Source organism: Streptomyces sp. NPDC048337 (assembly GCF_043201175.1).
Taxonomy (GTDB): Bacteria; Actinomycetota; Actinomycetes; order Streptomycetales; family Streptomycetaceae; genus Streptomyces.
In genome coordinates this window covers 40,184-61,336 of the sequence record NZ_JBICYR010000010.1, presented here as the reverse complement: position 1 = coordinate 61,336, position 21,153 = coordinate 40,184, and the positions used below count along the sequence as shown (strand labels likewise).

Below are 21,153 nucleotides of genomic sequence, written 5' to 3'. Positions count from 1 at the left end.
GGATTCCTCAGCCCTGGCTCTTCGACGGGTCCTTGAGGCCGACCGTGCCGTAGTCGATGGTGCCGGTCCACACCGGGTGGCCGTAGGCGCCCGCGATGTTCGGGCCGACGAGCAGCGGCTTGCGCTCCAGCAGGATCGGGATGGAGGGGGACTTCTTCATCAGCTCGGCGTCCAGGTCGATCCAGGCCTGGTTGGCCTGCTTGGCGTCGGCCATGGCGTTGATCTCGTCGATCCGCTTCATGGTCGCGTCGTCGCGGAACTGGCTGTAGTTGCCCTGGTTCCCCTTCTCCTTGATGGTGCGTCCGTCGAAGACGAAGGGGATCCAGGTGGAACCGGAGGGGTAGTCCGGGCACCAGCCGGTGAGCGTCATGTCGGGGGTGGTGGACAGGTCGCCGATGACGTCGTAGTAGGCGCCCGGGTCGACGGTGTCGACGACGACCTCGATGCCGGCGCGGGCCAGGCCCTGCTGGAGGGCCTCGGCCTTGGCCTTGTCGCCGGTGGAGACGGCGAGGGAGACCTTGAGGGTCTCCTTGCCCGCGGCCTTGAGCAGTTCCTTGGCCTTGGCCGGGTCGCCGGCCGGGGCGATCTTCAGGGTGTCGGCCTGCTTGCCGCCGGAGAGGGCCGGGGGCAGGTAGGCGGTCGCGACCTCGTTGAGGGCCGGGCCGCCGCCCGCGGTGATCACGGCTTCCTTGTCGACGGCGTACTGCATGGCCTCGCGGACCTTGGGGTCGTTGAAGGGCGCCCGGGAGTTGTTCAGGTAGAGCATCTCGGTGCAGCCCTGGGACTCGGCGAGCAGGCGCGCCTTGACCTCCGCCTTGGGCAGCACCTTGGGGGCGCTCTCGGGCCGCATGTCGGCGTACTGGACGGCGGAGGCATCGGCGCCCTCCCCGGCGATGATCCGGTCGTCGATCTGGCCGCCCTTGAGGCCCATGACGACCACGAACCGGTCCGGGTAGGCCTTGCGGACGGTGTCGGTCTTGGCGTCCCAGTGCTCGTTGCGGACCAGGACCAGCTTCTTGTCGCGGTCGTACGACTCGATCTTGTACGGGCCGGAGGAGAAGGGTCGGGCGTCGTACTGGGTGCCCTTCTCCTGGGCCTGGGGCACGGGGGCGAAGGTGGGGAGGGTCGCGGTCGCGGAGAACTCGGCGACGGGCCGCTTGAGTTCGAAGACGATCGTGCGGTCGTCCGGGGTCTTGATCGAGTCGAGGTGCTTGCCCTGGAGCGGGCCCTTGTAGCCCTCGGTGCCGGCCAGGTACTGGGCCGCGTAGTCGGGGCCGCCGGTGAGGTCGGGGGCGAAGGAGCGCTCGACGTTGTACTTGACGTCCTGGGCCTTGATGGCCGAGCCGTCCTCGTACTTCACGCCCTCCTTGAGGGTGAAGGTCCAGGTGCGGCCGCCGTTGGAGGGGGTGCCCAGGTCGGTGGCGAGGTCGGGGACCAGCTCGCTGCCGCCCTTGCCGGGCTCGGCCTTGAAGGTGACGAGCGTGCGGTAGAGCAGCCGGGTCCCGAAGTCCATGGTCGGCATGACCCAGTTGCGGGCGGGGTCGAGGTGGGCGAAGTCCTGGTTGGACAGGACGGTGAGGGTGCCGCCCTTGACCGGGGTGCCGCCGAGCGTCTTGCCGTCGTTGGCGGCGGCCGGGTTGGCGCCCCCCGCGCCGGCGGAGCCCTTCTTGGTGTCGGTGCAACCCGAGGCGCCGAGTGCGAGTGCGGCCACCAGGGCGGTGGCGAGGGCGAGTTGGGTGCGCTTGGTCATGGTCACTCCAGTGAAGGGCCGCGCTCTAGGATGTGACCGGTAACATAGTAATGTGAAATTGTACTGACAAGGGGTTTGCACCGCCGTTATTCAGCCGTGTCCAAATCCCCTCGGTTCAGAGGGTGTTGGGGGGCGGGCAGCGGACCGCCCGCCGTCCCGGGCGGCGCGGCTGCGCCGGATCCGGGAGGCGGGAGGTCCCCACCGTCAGTCCAGGACGTCCGGGATCGGGTCGGTGTTGCTGCGCTGGACCGCGGCCTTGGAGCCGGTGGCCGAGCCGAGCGCCCAGTCCGAGAGGGCCATCGAATCCGCGTAACGCTCCTCGTCGTTCAGGAGGACGCCGATGACGGTCTTGCCGTTGCGGGTCACGGAGAAGACGAGGCACTTGCCGGCCGCGGTGCCGGTGCCGGTCTTGACGCCGATCGCGCCGGGGTACGCGTATCCGGTGGGGCTGGGCTGGAGGAGCAGGTTGCTGTTCTTCCAGGTGGCGTCGGTGGAGGTGCCGCCGCTGCTGTACGACGCGGTCTTCACGACGCTCTTGAAGGTGGTGCCCGTCATCGCGTACTTGGTGAGCTTCGCGAGGTCGCGCGGGGTCGTGAGGTTGTTGCCGGTCGGCGAGATGCCGTCGAAGGAGTCGTAGACCGTGTTGGTCATGCCGAGCGCCTTCGCCTTGGCGTTCATCTTCGCGACGAAGTCGGCCGTACGGGCCTGGGTGGTGGCGCCCGAGCCGAAGGCGTCGGCGAGGGCGTAGGCGGCGTCGCAGCCCGACGGGAGCATCAGCCCGTACAGCAGCTGGCGGACGGTCGGCGTGGCGCCTGCCTTCAGGTGGGCCGTGCTCGCGCCCTCGCGGACGACGTAGTCCAGGTACTCCTGCTGGATGGGGACCGTCCGGTTGAGGTCGATCCCGGGCGAGGTCGTGACCGTGATGAAGGTCATGATCTTGGTGGTGCTCGCCATCTGGCGCTTGGTGTCGGCGTCCTTGGAGAAGAGCTCCGTCCCGGTGGTGCCGTCCAGCAGCACCGCGCCGGCGGCGGTGACGGGCGGCGCGGCGGCGGCCTGGGCCGGCGCGGACACCGCGAGCAGGGCTCCGGTGGCGATGGTGACGGCGAGTGCGGCGCGCCCGCGGCGCATCAGCTTCGATATCAAGTTCTGTCCCCGTGTCGGCAGAAGAGAAGAGTGAAGGGGCGCGGGCACCGAGGTGCCCACGCCCCCGCGGAAGCTTACGCAGTCCGCTCCCGTCCGCCGAGACCGTATTGCCGTGACCGGAGGTTCGCCTCCGGCGTCAGAGTCCCGAGCCGAGGCCGCCCGGGGTGCGGCCGACCGGCTCGTCGCGCCCCTGGGCCCAGAGGGAGCGGACGTGGCCGAGGTGGCGCATCATGCAGGCCTCCGCCGCCTTGGCGTCACCGGTGAGCATCAGGTCGAGCAGCTCGATGTGCTCCTCGGCGGAGGAGACGAGCTTGCCGGCCTCGTCCAGGCCCGTGAGCCCGTACAGCCGGGAGCGCTTGCGCAGGTCGCCGACGGTCTCGACGAGGCGGTCGTTGCCGGAGAGTCCGAGCAGCGTGAGGTGGAAGCGGCGGTCCGCCTCCAGGTAGCCGATCAGATTGTGCTCGCGGGCGCTGGAGACGATCTCCTCCGCGATGGGGCGCAGGGCCTCCAGCTGCTCGGTCGTGGCGATCTTGGTGATCCGGCCGATGGTCGGCACCTCGATCATCGTGCGCAGCTCGGTGTACTGGTCGAGGTCGCGCTCACTGACCTCGGTGATCCGGAAGCCCTTGTTGCGGACCGGCTCGACCAGGCCTTCGCGCGCCAGGTCGAGCATGGCCTCGCGCACCGGCGTGGCGGAGACGCCGAGTTCGGCCGCGAGGCCCGGTGCGGAGTAGACGCTGCCCGGGCGCAGCTCACCCGCTATGAGGGCTGCTCGGAGGGCGTGGCCGACCTGGTCGCGGAGCCGTTCCTGGGCCTTGATGAGACTGTGCTGCTTCAGGTCACCCATTGCTTTTCCTCCGAGACCCCTTACCCCACCGATGGGCGGAGGAACAGCGTACAATGTCACGTTTCGCTGTTCGCCCCGGCGGTCTCGAACAGCGCGACCGCCACGGCAAGATCCTCCCAGGCCATGCCCACACTCTTGAAGACCTGTGGACAACCCGGCGGCCCGGCCGCCGGCATCCGCCCGGCCACCAGGTCGGTGAGGGTGCCGGTGATGTGACCCGGCCCGATGGCCCCTTCCGCCTCCGGCACCAGCAGGTCCCCGGCCTCGCGCAGGGCCGCCGCGCGCGACTCCACGTAGACGGCGGAGCGCCGGATGAGGGCGGTGTCGGTCTCGCGGGCGTCCGGCTCGTGCGAGCCGACCGCGACGACCACCGCCCCCGCCCCGACCAGCCGCCCGTCGAAGAGGGGTTCACGGGCCGTGGTGCAGCAGACCACCAGGTCGGCGTCGGCCACGTCCCCCGCGGTCCCGGTGCGGGCGGGCGCCCCGAGGGTCTCGGCGTGCGCCACCAGCTTCCGGGCCCCGGGCGGCTGCCGGGCGACCACCACCACCTCGGCCAACTCCCGTACGGAGAGCACCGCTTCGAGGTGGCCATAGGCCTGCGGGCCCGACCCGAAGAGCACCAGCCGCAGCGGGTGCCCGGCCGGGGCCAGGTACCGCAGGGCGAGGGCCGAGACCGCGGGGGTGCGCAGCGCGGTGAGGGCCGCGCCGTCCAGGAGGGCCAGCGGGCGCAGGGTGGGGCCGTCGAGGAGGAGGTAGCTCCCGGTGATGCGGGGCAGGCCGCGCGCCGGGTTCCCGGGGGCGACCCCGGCGATCTTCACCCCCGCGTACGCCCCGGACGCGGCCGGCATCAGCAGCAGTTCCCCGCCGGGCACGGCGAGCGCCGTACGCGGCGGATGGTTCTCGGGATCCGGGCCGTCCCGCAGCGCGGCGGCCAGCGCGTCGGCGGCCGCGGCCGGGGTGAGGAGCCGGGCCATGGCGGCGGCGTCCAACTGCCGCAGTCCGTACGCGGCGGGCTCCGGCGGAGCGGGCTCCCCCGTTGACGGCTGCGGCTCGGCCGGCCTTTCCGCGTCGGGCCGCCTCACAGGAGGAACCCCGTCCCGAGGACGTCGTACGGGTCGACGGTGAAGGCGTGTTCACCGGTGCGGTAGGCGCTGCCGGTGACCTCGGTGACCCCGCCCGGCAGGATCCGGCCGGTGAACACCGTGCCCGCCACCGACTCGTGCAGCAGGTCCTCGCCCGGGCCGAGCCGCCCGTCCTCCGCCAGCAGCGCGAGCCGCGCCGAGGTGCCGGAGCCGCAGGGCGAACGGTCGATCTGCCCGTCGGCGAAGACGGTGACGTTGCGCTGGTGCGGCCCGAAGGGAGTGTCGGGGAGCTCCTCGTGGAGGATCACCCCGTAGACCCCGGAGAGCAGCGGCCCGCCGGGATGCCAGGTGGCCGGGTGGGTGGCCAGCGCGGCACGGATCTCCCGGCCGGCGCGGACCAGGTCGGGCAGCGCGGCCCGGGAGACGTCCAGGCCGAGGTCGCGGGCGGCGACGGCGGCGTAGCAGGCCCCGGCGTGCGCGATGTCCACCTCGGCGAGCCCGAGCGTGGTGGCGACCGGCACCTTGCGGGCGGCCACCCGCGCCGGAACGTTGCGGAAGGTGATCCCGGTGGTCCGGCCGCCGCCCCGGTGCACGGTGGCGGTGACCCGCCCGGACGGCACGTCGATGCGCACCTGCGCGTCCCCGTCGTCCGGGGCCGCGACCCGGCCGGTGTCCACGGCCCACGCCCCGAGGGCCATGGTGCCGTGGCCACAGGCGGTGGAGTAGCCGTCCTTGTGCCAGAACAGCACGCCGAAGTGGGCCCCGTCGTCGTCCGGGGGCACGACGAACCCCCCGTACATCCCGGCGTGCCCGCGCGGCTCCTGCACGAGCAGCCGCCGTACGTCGTCCAGCGCGCCCCGGCGCGGAGCGGTCCCGGAACCTCCCGGGCCGATGGCGGTGGCGCAGCGCTCGGCGACGGTGTCCCCGGGGACGGGCGGGAGGCCCTCTGCCACGATCCGGAAGGGCTCGCCCGCGGTGTGGTAGTCCACCGTTCGGACGGTGTTCACAGGAGGAAGCCTCCGGGGAAGGGGTCGGTGGGGTCGAGGAAGTACTGGGCCGTGCCCGTGATCCAGGCCCGCCCGGTCACGGTGGGGACGACGGCCGGGAGTCCGCCGACGGTGGTCTCCGCGACCAGGCGGCCGGTGAACTCGGTGCCGATGAAGGACTCGTTGACGAAGTCGGTGTCGAGGGCGAGGAGGCCGCGGGCGTGCAGCTGGGCCATGCGCGCGCTGGTCCCCGTACCGCAGGGCGAGCGGTCGAACCAGCCTGGGTGGATGGCCATGGCGTGCCGGGAGCGGCGGGCGTCGGAGCCGGGGGCGGCGAGGTAGACGTGCTTGACCCCGGCGATGGACGGGTTCTCGGGGTGGACGGGGCGGTCGCCCGAGCCGTTGATCGCGTCCATGATCGCGAGCCCGGCGGCGAGCAGGTCGTCCTTGCGGGCCCGGTCGAAGGGCAGCCCCAGGGCGTCGAGTTCGACGAAGGCGTAGAAGTTGCCGCCGTAGGCGAGGTCGTAGGTGACCGTGCCGAAGCCGGGGACCTCGGCCTTCAGGTCGAGGCCGACGCAGAAGGAGGGGACGTTGGTGAGGGTGACGGCGGTGGCCGCCCCGTCCTCGACCCGGACGTCGACGCTCACCAGTCCGGCCGGGGTGTCGAGCCGGACGGTGGTGACCGGTTCGACGACGGGCACCATGCCGGTCTCGACCAGGACGGTGGCGACCCCGATGGTGCCGTGCCCGCACATGGGCAGCAGGCCGGACACCTCGATGTAGAGGACGCCGAAGTCGGCGTCGGGGCGGGTGGGCGGCTGGAGGATGGCGCCGCTCATGGCGGAGTGCCCGCGCGGCTCGTACATGAGCAGGGTGCGGAGGTGCTCCATGTGCTCGATGAAGTGGAGCCGCTTCTCGGCCATGGTGGCGCCGGGGATCACCCCGACTCCCCCGGTGATCACCCGGGTCGGCATGCCCTCGGTGTGCGAGTCCACCGCGTGGTAGATGTGGCGTGTGCGCATCGTGTCCCCCCTCGGACGGGTTGTTGAGACGGGCTAGTTGAGGCCCTCGGCCAGGGCCTTTTCGGTGGCTGCGCGGACGGCCGCCTCGGTCTCGCCGGTGAGCGGGAAGCGCGGCGGGCGGGTGGCGCCGCCAGGGCGGCCGGCCAGGTCCATGGAGAGCTTGATGGCCTGGACGAACTCGGTCTTGGAGTCCCAGCGGAGCAGGGAGTGCAGGGACTTGTAGAGCGGCAGGGCGGTGGCGAGGTCGCCGCCGACCGCGGCCCGGTACAGGGTGGCGCAGGACCGCGGGAGCGCGTTGGGGTAGCCGGCGATCCAGCCGACCGCGCCCGCGAGGGCGAGTTCGAGCAGGACGTCGTCGGCGCCGATGAGCAGGTCGAGGCCGGGGGCGAGTTCGGCTATCTCGTAGGCGCGGCGCACGTCCCCGCTGAACTCCTTGACGGCGACGATGGAGCCGTCGCCGTGGAGGCGGGCGAGGAGGGCGGGGGTCAGGTCCACCTTGGTGTCGTACGGGTTGTTGTACGCGACGACGGGCAGGTCGGCCCGGGCGACCTCGGCGTAGTGGGCGCGTACGGTCTGCTCGTCGGCCCGGAAGGCGTTGGGCGGCAGGAGCAGTACGGAGCCGGCCCCGGCCTCGGCGGCCTGGTCGGCCCAGCGACGGGCCTCGGCGCTGCCGTAGGCGGCGACGCCGGGCATGACGCGGGCTCCGTCACCGGCGGCCTCGACGGCGGTACGGACGACGCGCGCCCGCTCCTCGTCGGTAAGGGTCTGGTATTCGCCGAGGGAGCCGTTGGGGACCACGCCGTCGCAACCGTTGGCGATCAGCCAGGCCACGTGTTCGGCGTACGCGTCGTAGTCGACGGTGAGGTCCTCGCGCAGGGGGAGCGCGGTGGCGACCATGATCCCGTGCCAGGGGCGGGTGCGGGTGTCGGCGCCGGGCAGGGGGGTGGGGACGGGCGCGGGGGTGGGCGCGTGGGTCATGAGGTGACTCCCTAGTGTGGTGTGTGACATTTTACTAGTGGGTGTGAGGCGGCCACAAGGGTCCGGGCGGACCCGATCAGCCGTCGGTCGGCGGAAGTTCGGCCAGGTGGCGCAGCGGGACCGGGCAGGACAACGGCCGCCGGTCGGGGGCCGGCTGCTCTCCGGCCAGGGCGGCGACGGCCGGGCCGCACATCCGGCCCTGGCACCACCCCATCCCGGCCCGGGTGAGGAGTTTGACCGTACGGGCGTCCCGCGCGCCGAGGTCTTCGGCGGCCTCCCGGATCCGGCCGGCCGGCACCTCCTCGCAGCGGCACACGACGGAGTCGTCCCGCAGCCAGCCGGTCCAGCCGGGGCCCGGGCGGTGGGCGGCGGCCATCGCGCCGGCGAAGGCGCGCAGTCGGGCGCGGCGGCGGGCGAGGGTGGCGGGGACCGGCCGCCCGGCGGCGGTGTGCGCGGCGATCTCCCCCTCGGTGAGGGCGAGTTCGGCGCCGCCGATGCCGCCGGTCTCGCCGGCGGCCCAGATCCCGGGGACGGAGGTGCGCTGACCGGCGTCGAGGTCCAGGGCCACCGTGCCGTCGGGGGTGCGGAGGGTGGCGCAGCCGAGGCCGGTGGCGAGCTCCAGCTGGGGCACGAGGCCGTGGCCCACGGCGAGCGCGTCGCACGGGATGCGGCGGGCGGTGCCGGGCAGGGGGCGCCAGTCGCGGTCGAGCCGGGCGACGGTGACGGCTTCGACGCGGTCGGTGCCGTGCGCCTCGACGACGGCGGACCGGGCGAGGAGGCGGATGCCGTTCCTTAGTAGGGCGCCCCCGTGGAGGGCGGCTTCGGCGAGTTTGGCGGGGTTGCGGAGGAGGGTGGTCGTGCTGCTCGCGTACGCGGTGTAGGTCGCCGCCTCGACTACGGCCGGGACCGTGGCGCCTGCGGCGGCCAGCGAGCCGGCCACGGCGAGCAGGAGCGGGCCGCTGCCGGCGACGACGATCCGGCGGCCGGGGAGGACCAGGCCGCCCTTGAGCATGGCCTGGGCTCCGCCGGCGCCGACGACGCCGGGCAGGGTCCAGCCGGGGAAGGGCAGTTGGCGCTCGTGGGCGCCGGTGGCGAGGAGGATCCGCTTGGCGCGGACGGTCGCTGCCTCTTCGTTGGGGCCGGCCACCGCGTGCAGGGTCCAGTGGTCGCCGTCGCTGACCACCGTCCACACGTGGTGGAGCCGGAGGTACGTGATCCGGCCGGCCGACTCGTGGGCGCGCAGGGCGGCTTCGCGGGTGGCGAAGGCGGCCCAGCCGTGGTGGAGGGCCTCGGGGTGGGCGGCGCCGAGGCCGGGCGCCGGGCGGCGGTAGAACTGGCCGCCGGGCTGCTCGGCCGCGTCAAGGAGGGTGACGCGCAGGCCGAGGCCTGCGGCGCTGACGGCGGCTGCGAGGCCGGCGGGGCCGGCGCCGATGACGGCGAGATCGGCCGGGTCGCCTGCCGGGGCGCCTGCGGCGGGCTCGGCGGATTGGGCCGGGGTGCCCTTGGCTGCGGCGGGCTTGGGCGGCCCCGCCGGGGTGCCTGGGTCAGACTGCGAGGTCGGCATGGCCCGTGCCCTCCTGGGTGGTGATGGTGTCGCCGGGGTGGGCGGGGGTCAGGCAGGCGCGTTGGTTCGGGTGGCCGTTGATCGTGATCAGGCAGTCGTAGCAGTTGCCGATGCCGCAGAAGGCGCCGCGGGGCGCCCCCTCGTCGCGGGTGGTGCGCCAGGACAGGATGCCGGTGGACCAGAGGACGGCGGCGACGGACTGGCCCTCCTGCGCCGGGAGTTCGCGGCCGTCGAAGGTGATGCTGTACGCCGATTTCGGGGTGCCGCCGACCAGGGAGCGGGGGCTTCGCATCAGGGGGTCTCCTCGGTGGGGTCGGTGCCGGGGTGGGGTGTCGTCCGGGACGGGCTTCGATGTTCGGCGACCTTGCCGGGTCGGCTCTGCCGGACGGGAGCGTGCGCCGAATTCATCTCGTTTTAGTCCCGGACGACACCCCACCCCGTCCCCGACCCCTGGGTGGTGAAACGGTCCGGGCGGAACGGGGTTAGGGAGAGGGCGGGTTCGGTTGCGGTGAGGGCGGCCGCGATGAGCGTGCCGGTGACCGGGGCCAGGCCGATGCCGGCGCCCTCGTGGCCGCAGGCGTGGTAGAGGCCGGGGCTGCGGGGGTCCGGGCCGATGGCCGGGAGGTGGTCCGGGAGGTAGGGGCGGAAGCCGTGGTAGGTGCGGAGGATGCGTGTGTCCGCCAGGAAGGGGAAGAGGGTTGCCGCCTGGGAGGCGAGGCGGCGCAGGGCTTCCGTGGAGAGGGTGCGGTCGAAGCCTACGCGCTCGCGGGTGGCGCCGATCAGGACCGGGCCCGTGGGGGTGCCCTCGACGACCGCCGAGGACTGGAGGGCCGCCGAGCCGCTGGCGACGTCCGCGATGTAGTCGGCTGCGTAGACCTTGTGCCGGACCACGCGCGGCAGGGGTTCCGTGACCAGGACGAAGCCCCGGCGCGGGAGGACCGGGAGATCGACCCCGGCGAGTGAGGCGATGTGGCCGCCCCATGTGCCCGCCGCGTTCACTACCGAGGGAGAGTTGATTTCGCGTTGGGGGGTGCGGATACCTCTTACGGAGCCCGCCTGGTCCAGGAGGACGTCCGTGACCTCCTCGCCCAGGTGGAGCTCGGCGCCCGACGCCGCCAGTAGGCGGGCCGCCGCCTGGGCGGGGTGGACCTGGGCGTCCTGGGGGTAGTGGAAGCCGCCGGCCAGGCCCGGGGCCAGGTGGGGTTCCAGGGTGTGGAGGTCGTCGGCGCCCGCCTCGGCCGCTTCGACTCCGGCCTTGCGCTGGCCTTCCGCGAAGCTCCGCAGCGCTTCGAGCGAGGCCTGGTCCGGCGCGACGACGAGGCCGCCCTTGGGTTCGTACTCGATCTCCTGCGGGAGGAGGGCCGCGAGTTCTCGCCAGAGCCCGGCGGAGAGGAGGGCCAGGTCGAGTTCGGGGCCCGCCTCCTTGTCGGAGACGAGCAGGTTGCCTTCGCCGGCGCCGGTCGTGCCGCCCGCCACCGGGCCGCGGTCGACCACGGCCACGGAGAGTCCGGCGCGGGCCGCGTAGTACGCGCAGGCCGCCCCGACGACGCCGGCGCCGATGATCACGACGTCGGGAGTGTGTGTCTTGAGCACGGCAGTAATATGTCACATTCTTTAGGGGCTGCCCAGACCGGTCCCGGGTCCGGGACCGGTCCGGCACGGATCAGCTGCGGAGCGGGCCCTCACAGCTGTAACTCGACGTCGCGGCGACCTTGTTGGACCAGATCTCCGGCGCGCCGAAGGAGCAGTTCATGTCGGCCAGGTTGTTCGAGGCCGCGCCGGCCCGGTCGAGGATGAAGTAGTCGACCGTCTCGGACATGTCCTTGAAGTTCTGGTCGTCGCTGCGCCAGTTCTTCAGGTTCGCGGTGATCCGGCCGGTACAGGTGAAGCGGCGCTTGCCCGCGTCGCCGTTCTCGACGCAGTCCGGCGTGTTGTACGTGGCGGTGGCGAAGGACGACTTCACGTTCGCGAGCGCCGAGTCGCGCAGCCGCTCGTTGGGGGTGAAGGAGGTGTTCGGGACGAAGAGCTGGTCCACCTTGGCGATCTGCGCGTCCAGGAAGCGGTCGTAGTCGCGCTGGAGGTAGGTGTCCGAGCCCATCCGGTGGCGCCAGGCGTCGTATGCGGCCACGTCGTCGTTCCGCAGGTGCGTGTACATCTCGCGCAGCAGGGAGGGCTTCTCGGTCCACAGGAACTCGAAGAACGTGCCCGCGTAGTTGTAGAAGCGGAAGCCGTCGCCGTCGTAGGTGGCGTGGAGCAGCTGCTCGACCGACATGCGGGGGCCGCCGCCGGCGGTGTCGTTGATGATCCCCTTGACCAGGGACTTGCGGACGGCGATGCCGTTGTCGCGGGTGGCGCCGTCGAAGAACTCGGCGGTGCCCTCGTCCATGGCGGTCGTACGGTCGCCCTCGTACCAGGGGCCTTCGCCGAAGAAGCCGGGGACGGCGTAGCGGCCGTTGAGGTAGTGCGTGTACTCGTGGCGGAAGAGCTCTTCCAGGGTGAGGGAGGAGTCCTGGGGGACGCGGCGCTGGTAGGTGTAGAAGGTGGCGCCGTTCTCGATGTACATGCCGCCGTTGTTGGTGCCGTAGCCGTACAGCATCGTCTGGTAGGTGACGTAGTCGGCGCGGGAGGCGTACAGCACGATGTTCAGGGAGCTGTTGGGGTCGCCGGCGAGCGGCTGGTCGGTGCCGAGGACGCGGTGGTACTGCGCCTTGACCTGCTTGCTCGCGTAGTAGAGCTGGTCGACGGTGGCCCGGTCGAGGGCCGTGCGGACCTTGATGCCGCCGTTGTCGTAGGTGTAGGTGTTCGGGAAGAGCATCTTCTCGATGTCCTCCTTGCACACGCCGTAGGGCTTGCAGGCCTCGTAGGTGTTGAGCCAGGACACGATCTTGGCCCACGGCTCGCTGCCGTTGCCCCAGTCCGTCTTGACGGGCCCGAGGAGGGAGCCGAGGTCGGCGACGGTCTGGTCGCGGAGGCCGTCGATCTGGCCGAAGCGGCCGTACTCGCTGAGGGCGTCGCGCACCACCCAGGCGTTGGCGGTGCCCTTGAGGTGCGTATGGCCGGAGAAGGCCTTGAAGGCGGCCCGGTAGGCGGGGTCGGCGGCGACCGCCGCGTGGAAGGCGGTGTCCTGGTTGCCCGGGTAGACGCCGAGATAGTTGACGGAGAGGGCGGCGAGCGCGGCGCCGGCCCAGTTGGCGTCGAGGTGGGTGGCCGGGTGGGCCGGGTCCATGGTGGCCAGGACCTTCTTGATGAGGCCGAGCTGGTGCTGGCGCAGACCGGGAGCGCTGCCGGCGTAGAGGGCCTCGCGCAGGGTCCGGGCATTGGAGGCCGTGACATCGAAGGTGTGGGCCGCGTTGCCGAAGTCGGCGATGGCCTGGCGCATGGCGTCCACGGTCGGGGCGTCGGTGATGTCGATCTCGGAGCGCGAGTAGTCGTGGTAGGCGACCGCGTGCAGGTAGGTGAACATCTCCTCCAGATGGGAGGAGTTACGGCCGTCGTGGGCGGCGGCCAGGCCGGATATCCGGCGGGACACGGCCTGGACGTGCGCGTCGGACATGACGGGGGCCAGGCGGGCGTCCCAGGTCCAGATGAGGCCGCGCAGGCAGCCGTCGGCCAGGACGGCCTGGTCGGCGAGGAAGTCGGCGAACTGCTCGGGGGACAGGCCCGTGATCCCGTCGAGCGTGCAGGGGACGGCAACGGCGAGGCTCCGCGCCGTCGGGGCGGCCTGGGCCGCGGCGCGGCTCTTCTCGGTGCTCGCGGCGGGCGCGGCGGCCGGCGTCACGGCGCCGGGGACCTGCCCGGTCACGGCCGCGCCGCCGGGGGCCAGGGCGGAGGCCGGCTTCGGCTCCTGCGGGTGGGCGAGGCGGTCGACCTCGTCGAAGGGGTTCGCGGCGGGCGCGCCCGCGAAGGCGCCGTGCGCCGTCGCGCTGCCCGCGACGGCGGCGGTGGTCCCCGATTCCGCGGCCTGCGTGGCGGCCTGGCCGGCGGTGGCGACGAGCGTCACGGCGACGGCGGAGGCGAGGAGGGACGAACGCACAGCTCTGTGCTTGAACACCGAGGACTCCTGTTTGGAGAGGGTGAGGTGGGGGGTCGTGCGTGAACGGCCCCGGGGTGGGTGAACTGCCCCGGGTCACACGGCGTTTGACGGGGATTAACGTGCCGCGGTGTGAGCTGTAACATAGTAATGTGAAATTGCACTGACAAGACCTGTGCGCCCATCAGTTCGCACCTTCTTGAGGGAGCCCTCGTGTCCGACACCTCCCCCCGCCTCCACACGGGCAGCCACGACCTGCCGGTATCTCCGGAGTTGTCCCGATTCATGGCGGACGGCTGGGCTGCCTCCCCGCTGCCCGACTCCGCCCGCGTCCCCGGATACGCCGTCACCCCGGCCCGCCGGGCCCGGCTCTCGGCCCGCTTCCCTGGCGAGCGGCTGATCATCCCGGCCGGCGAGCTGAAGGTCCGCTCCAACGACTGCGACCACCGCTTCCGCCCGCACAGCGCGTACGCCTGGCTGACGGGCCTGACGGGCGAGGACCAGGTGGGCCACGTCCTGGTCATGGAGCCGTCGGGGCCGCACGCGCACGAGCCGGTGCTGTACCTGCGGCCGCGCTCGCCGCGGGTGGCCGGGAACGAGGAGTTCTACCGGGACCGCCGGTACGGGGAGTTCTGGGTGGGCCGCCGCGCCGACCTGGCGGAGGCGGAACGCCTCACCGGCATCCGCTGCGCCCACCTGGACGCGCTCGGCTCCCCGGCCGGCCGCGACGCCACAACGGACACCGAACTGGCCGCAGCTCTCTCGGAGTTGCGTCTCGTGAAGGACGCGTGGGAGGTCGAGCAGCTCCAGCTGGCGGTCGACCACACGGCGGCGGGTTTCGAGGACGTCGTACGGGCGCTGCCCCGCGCCCTGGCCCATCCGCGCGGCGAGCGGTGGATCGAGGGGGTCTTCGGCCTGCGTGCCCGGGCGGAGGGCAACGGCACCGGCTACGACACGATCGCGGCCTCGGGCGCCCACGCCTGCGTCCTGCACTGGATCCGCAACGACGGCCGGCTGAACGCGGACGAACTGCTGCTCCTGGACGCGGGCGTGGAGACGGACACCCTGTACACGGCGGACATCACGCGCACCCTGCCGCTCTCGGGCCGCTTCTCCCCCGTCCAGCGGCAGGTCTACGAGCTGGTCCTGGCCGCCCAGGACGCGGGCATGGCGGCCCTGCGCCCGGGGGCCAGCTTCCGGGACTTCCACCGGGCCGGGATGCGGGTGATCGCGGAAGGCCTCGCGGAGTGGGGGGTCCTCAAGCACGCGGAGGGCGACCTGCACCGGCGGTACACGCTGTGCAGCAGCGGGCACATGCTCGGCCTGGACGTGCACGACTGCGCGAAGGCGCGGGCGGAGACCTACCTGGACGGCGTCCTGGAGGAGGGCCAGGTCCTGACGGTGGAACCGGGCCTCTACCTCCAGCCGGACGACGAGACCCTCCCGGTGGAACTGCGCGGGATCGGGGTCCGCATCGAGGACGACCTGGTGATCACGGCGGACGGCGCCCGCCTGATGTCGGGCGCCCTGCCGCGCACGGTGGACGGGATCGAGGAGTGGATGGGCCGCCTGCTGAACGGCTGACGTCGAACGGCTGGCCGGCTAGAGGACGTCGGTCGCCGTACGACGGTGCGTGCTGCGGCGGTCCTCGATCCCGGCCCAGCGGTCGCCGTAGACGGTCTTGACGACGGCGGGTTCCCGTACGAAGTCGTGCGGGAACCCGAGCGGTACGGCGCTCACCTCGTCCAGGCGGGCGACGGCATCGGCGTCGAGGCGGACGTCGAGGCAGCCGAGGTTGTCGGCGAGCTGGCTCTCGCGGGTGGCCGCGATGATCGGGACGATGTTCCCGGGGCGGCCGAGGAGCCAGGCCAGCGCCACCTGGGCCGGGGTCCAGCCGCCCTGCTCGGCGATCTCCACGACGGCGGCGATGACCTCCTCCTCCTGCGGGGTCGGCGCGACGCCCCAGACGTCCATCCGGCCCGTCCCGCCCCGGCCGTACTTGCCGGTGAGCTTGCCGCCCGCGAGCGGGGCCCAGGCCAGTACGGCGAGGTCGAACGCACGGGCCTGCGGCAGGAGTTCGCGCTCCGGGGTCCGCTCCAGCAGGCTGTAGCGCAGCTGCGAGCCGGCGAAGGCCGACCAGCCCCGCAGCTCTGCGAGGGTGTTGGCCTGCGCGATCTCCCAGGCCGGCCAGTCCGACACCCCCACGTACAGCACCTTCCCGGTCCGTACGAGGTCGTCGAGCGCGCGCATCACCTCCTCGACCGGGGTGAAGTTGTCGCGGGCGTGCACCCAGAGGATGTCCAGGTGGTCGGTCCGCAGCCGCCGCAGGCTGTCCTCCACCGACCGCACCAGGTTCTTGCGGTGGTTGCCCGCCGCGTTGGGGTCGCCCTCCCGGGTCGCGCAGGTGTACTTGGTACCCAGTACGAACTCCTCGCGGCGCCCTTCGAGCAGTTCACCGAGGATCCGCTCCGAACTGCCGTCGGAGTAGATGTTCGCCGTGTCGATGAAGTTGCCGCCCGCGTCCGCGTAGGCGTCGACGATGCGCGCGCTGGTCTCGCGGTCGGATCCCCATTCCAGGCCGTCGCCGATGGTCATGGTGCCGAGGCTCAGCTCGCTCACGCGCAGACCGGTCCTGCCGAACAGTGTGTACCGCACGTTCTCCCCTTCACGATGGTCGTGGCCCAGACGCTAGGCGCTGGAGCGCACTTCAACGCAAGTGCCGCTCGGGCTGATCAGGGCGCTTGAGCCGCGATACGAGCTCCTCGACGAAGGCGTCCAGATGCGGCGTGCGGGGGCCGGGCCGGGTGGCGCAGTACCAGGTGCGGGTCAGCGGCCGGGCGCCGAGGCGGACCAGGGCGAGGTCGTGCGAGGCCACGTACGGGGCGGCCACCCAGTTCGGCAGCACCGTCACGCCCTGACCGCCCGCGACCATCTCGACCACCAGGTCCGTCACCACGGGCATGGTGGTGATCCGGGCGGGGCGGGCGCCGACGGGGAGGGGCAGCGGCATCGACGGGATGCGCTTCTGGTCGTAGAAGTCGTAGAGAACAAGGTCGGCGCCGTCGAAGTCCCGTGCGGTGAGGTGCTTCCGGGAGGCCCAGGGATGCCTGGCGGGCACCACGGCCACCATCTCGTCGTCGAACAGCGTGGTCAGGGACACCCGGTCCATCTGCAGGTCCGGCTTGGTGACGAGCGCGACGTCGATGACGTCGGCGAGGAGCGCCGGGATCGGCGCGTCGTCGGGAACGGTCTCGATCCGCACCTCGGTGTCGGGTTCGCGCTCCCGGAAGGCGCGCAGCACGGGCGGCAGCCAGGGGAAGGTGGTGCTGCACTGCGCGGCGAAGCGGACCCGCCGGTCGCGGCCGTCGCGGATCTCCCGCAGGTCGCGGGAGGCCGACTCCAGTTCGCCGAGGATCTGGCGGGCGGCGACCAGCAGCCGGCGGCCGGCGGGGTTCGGGATCAGCCGGCGGCCCTTGCGGTCGAAGAGGCGCATGCCGAGACGGGCCTCCAGGCGGGTCAGCCGCTGGCTGAGGGCGGGCTGGCTCACGTAGAGCCGCTCGGCGGCGGCGGTCAGCGAGCCGGCCTCGGCGGTGGCCTCCAGCAGCTCCAGGTCACGCAGATCCACATCCATAACCGGGGATTATCACATGCTCCAAACTACGTCGTGGTCTTATGCCTTGAGCCCCCATACGTTTCCGGTGTCAGCACGACGAACCATCAAGAACGGCCCGGAAAGGCACCCACCCCATGACCGACACCAGTACCCCCACCCCCACCACGGCGCTCGTCACCGGCTCCTCCAGCGGCATCGGCCTCGACATCGCCCGCGCCTTCCTGGCGAGCGGCGCCAACGTCGTCCTGGGCGGCCGGGACGCCGACCGCCTGGCCAAGGCCGCCGCCGGCCTGGGCCACCCCGAGCGGACCGCCTGGGTCGCGGGCGGCATCGCCGATCCGCGGACCGGCGAGGCGCTCGTCCGTACCGCGCTCGACCGCTTCGGCCGCGTCGACGTCCTCGTCAACAACGCGGGCACCTTCGCCCCCAAGCCGTTCACCGAGGTCACCGCGGAGGAGCTCGACGGCTACCTGACGGGCAATCTGAAGGGCACCTACCTCACCACCCAGGCCTTCGTACGGGCACTGCGCGCCCAGGGCGGCGGCGGGAGCGTCATCAACATCGGCACCGTCCTGGTGGACCACGCGATCGCGGGCTACCCGGCCTCCGCGCCGGTGGTCAGCAAGGCGGGCGTGCACGCCCTGACGACGAGCCTGGCCGCCGAACTCGCGGCGGACGGCATCCGTGTGAACCTCGTCGCCCCCGGCGTCATCCGCACCCCGCTGCACGCGGACTCCGACGTGGACTCCTTCGGCGGGATCCACCTGCTGAACCGGGTCGGCGAGGTCTCCGAGGTCTCGGAGGCGGTCCTGTACCTGGCCGGCGCCGACTTCGTCACCGGACACGCCCTCCGCGTGGACGGCGGCCACGTAACCGGCCGCCGCTGACCACCCGCACACACCCCCAACCACCCCACTCCGAAAGGAAATCCGCCATGCCGTACGTCAACGTCAAGATCACCCGCGAAGGCGCCACCGCCGCCCAGAAGGCCGAGATCATCGCGGGTGTCACCGACCTGCTGGTCAAGGTCCTCGACAAGGACCCGGCAACCACCTTCGTCCTCATCGACGAGGTAGCCCTGGAAGACTGGGGCGTAGCCGGCGTCCCGACAAACGAATACCGCCGCCGGGCACGGAGCTAACACCGCAGCCACGCCGCTCGGGCCGTACCTCCGCGGGGGCCCGGCCCGAGCCGCCCCCCGCGGGGCCGCTCGCCGCTGCGCGGGGCCTGGCCCCCACCCCGTCGCCGCGCACGGTCCACCCGTCCGGTCCGACTCCGACGATGGCTACGCACAGGATGCAACGGAGCTAAAGGCAAGCTCCCCGCCGGGACGGATCCAGGTGGCGCTTGAATCTGCGACCCCTCAGCCAAGCAGATTACTTATGCACGAAATGCCTAGAACACCACCCACCAAGGCCGCAGCCAAACGGATCACCGTCGGACCGAAACCCGCCCCAGGAGTAACGGGGCTGCGGTCCATAGAGTACTGATAGATCCGATAGGCGCAGTCGCGAAGATTGAATGCAACAGACAGGGCAGCTGCGCCCGCGACCCCCTGCCAGGCAGCGTGTAGACAGCTGACTGACTCAGTGGAAGCGGCTGTGATCACCAGAACCCCATTCATCAAACACCGGCGGACTCCCACGGGTCTGGTGGACGGCCACACCTACTCCTGGCGCGTGCGCGGCGGTGACGGCGACATGATGTCGGTGAACTCCGTGACCGGATGCACGTTCACCATGGACACACAGCCGCCGTCCGTCCCGGTCGTCACCTCCGCCGAGTACCCGCCGTCCGGGACCCTGCCCGGCTCCACCAAGTACATCGGCCAGAGCGGCACTTTCAACGTGAAGGCGAGCGACCCCCTCAGCGGTGTCCTGTACTACGAGTGGGCCTTCAACTCCACGATCCCGGTGGGCGGCGCCAACCGCGTCGACCCGGCCGCCGACGGCAGCGCGGCCATCCCGCTCACCCCCACGACCTGGGGCACCAACATCCTGCGCGTCCAGGCCGTGGACCGTGCGGGCAACCGCTCGCAGCAGCAGACCTACGCCTTCTACGTTCCGGACAACCCGAACGCCAAGACCACCCTCGGCGACATCACGGGCGACGAACGCGTCGACCTCATCGCGCCCGCGGACAACGGCGACCTCGTCGTCTACCCGACCGCCACCGACCCGGCGTCCGCCGGCGTGATCGCCTCCAACGTGGCCAACAGCCCCGGCGGCAAGGGCTGGGGCAACGGCACCCTCACCACCCACCGCGGCGGCAACGGCATCCGCATCGACGACCTGTGGACCTACCGAGACGGACAGCTCACCCTCTACCGCAACTCCCTCAACCAGGGCGGCCTCGAAGCGAACGGCGGCCTCTACTACCACGCCTCCAAGGCCCTGACAGTCCAGCGGCCTTACGTGGACGACTGCACCGTCGCCACCACCGGCCAGCCCTGCGGCACCGAGTACGCCGAGAACTGGACCCGGGTCAAGCAAATCCTCGCCGTGGGCGACGCACTCCCGGAAGCAGGCGGCGTCACCCCTCGCAATGACCTGCTGACCGTGGAGAACGACGGCAAGAACAGCTCACTGGTGCTCTTCCAGGGCACCGGCGCGACCGGCGGGCTGCGCGATCCGGTCGTGCTCGTCCTCAGCCCCACCGGCTGGGACAACCTCACCCTCATCGCCCCCGGCGACGCCACCGGTGACGGCCTCCCCGACCTGTGGGCCCGCGACAACACGACCGGCGACGTCTACCAGTACGCCAACGTCGCCGGAAACCCCGCAGCCCTCGGCGACCACACCAAGCGCACCAGGATCGGCTCGGGCGTCACGGCAGCCACCCACCCCGTCATCGGCTCCTCCGGCGACACCAACGCCGACGGCATCCCCGACCTCTGGGCCCTGGACAGCCTCCACCGGCTCCGCACCTGGAACGGCTGGGCCACAGCCGGCATGGTCACCGGCTTCGCCGCCGGACACACCATGGGCGACGCCCGCATCTCCACCAGCTCCTGGAAACTCAACGAGCCCGACGGAACCACCGCGTTCGACCTGCGCGGCCGAAACAACGGGGCACTCAGCGCCACCGGCGCCGCCAGGGTGGACGACACCGTCGCCGGCACCGCCACCAAGGTCGTCGAACTCGACGGCAAGACCGGCACGGTCACCGCTGCCGGCCCCGGAGTCGACACCACCCGCAGCTTCACCGTCTCCACCTGGGTGAAGTCCAAGGAGCGCTCCGTCGTCCTCAGCCAGGACGGACAGCACACCAGCGGATTCATGCTCTGGCACGACCAGGACGGCACCTGGCGGTTCGGGATGTCCAAGAAGGACACCGACACCTGGGACTACGACCAGACCATCACCATGAACGACGCCGCGAAGGTCCAGGTCGGCGTGTGGACCCAGCTCACGGCCACCTATGACGACCGGACGGGCATGATCGCCCTGTACGTCAACGGCACCCTGGCCGGCACCGGCCACCACCCCAAGGCCAACGCATGGAACGCCACCGGTCCCCTGGTCCTGGGCCGCTTCAAGGACCAGAGCAAGCCGGCCTCCTATCTCAACGGCCGGATCAGCAACATCGCCGTCTACAACCACTCCACCGTCCCCTCCGCGACCCGCACCGATCTGGTCTCGGCGGTGAACAGCGGCAAGTGCGCCGATGACAGTGCCAGCAGCACCGCGGACGGAAACCCCATCCACATCTGGGACTGCAACAACAACGGCGGCATTTCCCAGCAATTCGAGATCCACGAGGGCGGCGAACTCCGCATCCTGGGCAAGTGCGTGGACGCCATGGCCAACGGCACGGCGAACGGCACCCGGATCCAGCTCTGGACCTGCAACGGCTACGGAGCCCAGCAATGGCTCCCCACCGCCACCAGCGGTTTCTACAACCCGATATCCGGCCGCTGCCTCGACCTCCCGAACGCCCGCCTCGACAACGGCACTCAGCTCGAACTGCGAGACTGCAACAACTCCAACGCACAACGCTGGCTCGCCTCCGGCCTCGCCTCACCCCTGGGGGCCAACGGCTGACAGCTGACCGATGAGCGCTGCCCCGTCTCCCCGGAAACCCCGGAGGGGACGGGGCAGCGGCGCTTCGGCTACTACCCCCGGCCATGCAGCAGAGG

The 21,153-nt window shown here is 71.8% G+C and carries 17 protein-coding genes; 4 read left to right on the top strand and 13 right to left on the bottom strand.

Annotated features, from left to right (window positions below; translation table 11 throughout):
• Positions 1-7: 7 nt before the first annotated feature.
• The 11 genes from ACGFYU_RS18380 to ACGFYU_RS18330 all read right to left on the bottom strand — a co-directional run bounded on the left by ACGFYU_RS18380 (position 8) and on the right by ACGFYU_RS18330 (position 13,423).
• Entirely contained in the window at positions 8-1,750 is a 1,743-nt protein-coding gene (locus tag ACGFYU_RS18380) for an ABC transporter substrate-binding protein (RefSeq protein WP_393828326.1), read from the bottom strand.
• A 204-nt stretch (positions 1,751-1,954) separates the two neighbouring features.
• Positions 1,955-2,878 carry a D-alanyl-D-alanine carboxypeptidase family protein gene (locus ACGFYU_RS18375; RefSeq protein ID WP_393828465.1) on the bottom strand — a complete coding sequence of 308 codons (924 nt, stop codon included), beginning with the start codon at positions 2,876-2,878 and terminating at the stop codon, positions 1,955-1,957.
• A 151-nt stretch (positions 2,879-3,029) separates the two neighbouring features.
• Positions 3,030-3,740 carry a GntR family transcriptional regulator gene (locus ACGFYU_RS18370; protein ID WP_393828325.1) on the bottom strand — a complete coding sequence of 237 codons (711 nt, stop codon included), beginning with the start codon at positions 3,738-3,740 and terminating at the stop codon, positions 3,030-3,032.
• A 56-nt stretch (positions 3,741-3,796) separates the two neighbouring features.
• Entirely contained in the window at positions 3,797-4,714 is a 918-nt protein-coding gene (locus ACGFYU_RS18365) for an ornithine cyclodeaminase family protein (RefSeq protein WP_393828464.1), read from the bottom strand.
• Positions 4,715-4,818: 104 nt separating this feature from the next.
• On the bottom strand, positions 4,819-5,829 hold the full coding sequence (locus ACGFYU_RS18360; protein ID WP_393828324.1) for a proline racemase family protein: 1,011 nt from the start codon (positions 5,827-5,829) through the stop codon (positions 4,819-4,821).
• Positions 5,826-6,830, bottom strand: coding sequence for a proline racemase family protein (locus ACGFYU_RS18355; protein WP_393828323.1), 1,005 nt, complete (start codon positions 6,828-6,830; stop codon positions 5,826-5,828). Before ACGFYU_RS18355 ends, ACGFYU_RS18360 begins: the two co-directional genes overlap by 4 nt.
• Positions 6,831-6,863: 33 nt before the next feature.
• The gene (locus tag ACGFYU_RS18350) at positions 6,864-7,808 is read right to left on the bottom strand and encodes a dihydrodipicolinate synthase family protein (protein ID WP_393828322.1); all 945 of its coding nucleotides are present in this window, start codon (positions 7,806-7,808) and stop codon (positions 6,864-6,866) included.
• A gap of 76 nt (positions 7,809-7,884) precedes the next feature.
• Entirely contained in the window at positions 7,885-9,372 is a 1,488-nt protein-coding gene (locus ACGFYU_RS18345; protein WP_393828321.1) for an NAD(P)/FAD-dependent oxidoreductase, read from the bottom strand.
• On the bottom strand, positions 9,353-9,664 hold the full coding sequence (locus ACGFYU_RS18340) for a (2Fe-2S)-binding protein (RefSeq protein WP_393828320.1): 312 nt from the start codon (positions 9,662-9,664) through the stop codon (positions 9,353-9,355). The genes ACGFYU_RS18345 and ACGFYU_RS18340 overlap by 20 nt, the downstream gene beginning before the upstream one ends.
• Before the next feature lie 122 nt (positions 9,665-9,786).
• Positions 9,787-10,965 carry an NAD(P)/FAD-dependent oxidoreductase gene (locus tag ACGFYU_RS18335; protein WP_393828319.1) on the bottom strand — a complete coding sequence of 393 codons (1,179 nt, stop codon included), beginning with the start codon at positions 10,963-10,965 and terminating at the stop codon, positions 9,787-9,789.
• Between the two features lie 70 nt (positions 10,966-11,035).
• Positions 11,036-13,423 carry a collagenase gene (locus tag ACGFYU_RS18330; protein ID WP_393828318.1) on the bottom strand — a complete coding sequence of 796 codons (2,388 nt, stop codon included), beginning with the start codon at positions 13,421-13,423 and terminating at the stop codon, positions 11,036-11,038.
• 192 nt (positions 13,424-13,615) lie between these two features.
• Between ACGFYU_RS18330 and ACGFYU_RS18325 the strand changes: the two genes are divergently transcribed.
• Positions 13,616-14,986: an aminopeptidase P family protein gene (locus tag ACGFYU_RS18325; protein WP_393828317.1), complete on the top strand. Its 1,371-nt coding sequence runs from the start codon at positions 13,616-13,618 to the stop codon at positions 14,984-14,986.
• Positions 14,987-15,004: 18 nt separating this feature from the next.
• On the opposite strand, the gene ACGFYU_RS18320 is transcribed toward ACGFYU_RS18325, so the two are convergent.
• Together ACGFYU_RS18320 and ACGFYU_RS18315 are read right to left on the bottom strand one after the other, a co-directional pair.
• Entirely contained in the window at positions 15,005-16,057 is a 1,053-nt protein-coding gene (locus ACGFYU_RS18320; protein WP_393828316.1) for an aldo/keto reductase, read from the bottom strand.
• Between the two features lie 52 nt (positions 16,058-16,109).
• Entirely contained in the window at positions 16,110-17,033 is a 924-nt protein-coding gene (locus ACGFYU_RS18315) for a LysR family transcriptional regulator (protein ID WP_393828315.1), read from the bottom strand.
• Positions 17,034-17,149: 116 nt separating this feature from the next.
• Between ACGFYU_RS18315 and ACGFYU_RS18310 the strand changes: the two genes are divergently transcribed.
• The 3 genes from ACGFYU_RS18310 to ACGFYU_RS18300 all read left to right on the top strand — a co-directional run bounded on the left by ACGFYU_RS18310 (position 17,150) and on the right by ACGFYU_RS18300 (position 21,058).
• A complete protein-coding gene (locus ACGFYU_RS18310) occupies positions 17,150-17,902 on the top strand; it encodes an SDR family NAD(P)-dependent oxidoreductase (protein WP_393828314.1) in 753 nt (250 codons plus the stop codon).
• A gap of 47 nt (positions 17,903-17,949) precedes the next feature.
• A complete protein-coding gene (locus ACGFYU_RS18305) occupies positions 17,950-18,156 on the top strand; it encodes a 4-oxalocrotonate tautomerase family protein (protein ID WP_393828313.1) in 207 nt (68 codons plus the stop codon).
• Positions 18,157-18,616: 460 nt separating this feature from the next.
• Positions 18,617-21,058 carry a ricin-type beta-trefoil lectin domain protein gene (locus ACGFYU_RS18300; protein WP_393828312.1) on the top strand — a complete coding sequence of 814 codons (2,442 nt, stop codon included), beginning with the start codon at positions 18,617-18,619 and terminating at the stop codon, positions 21,056-21,058.
• Positions 21,059-21,153 lie beyond the last annotated feature (95 nt).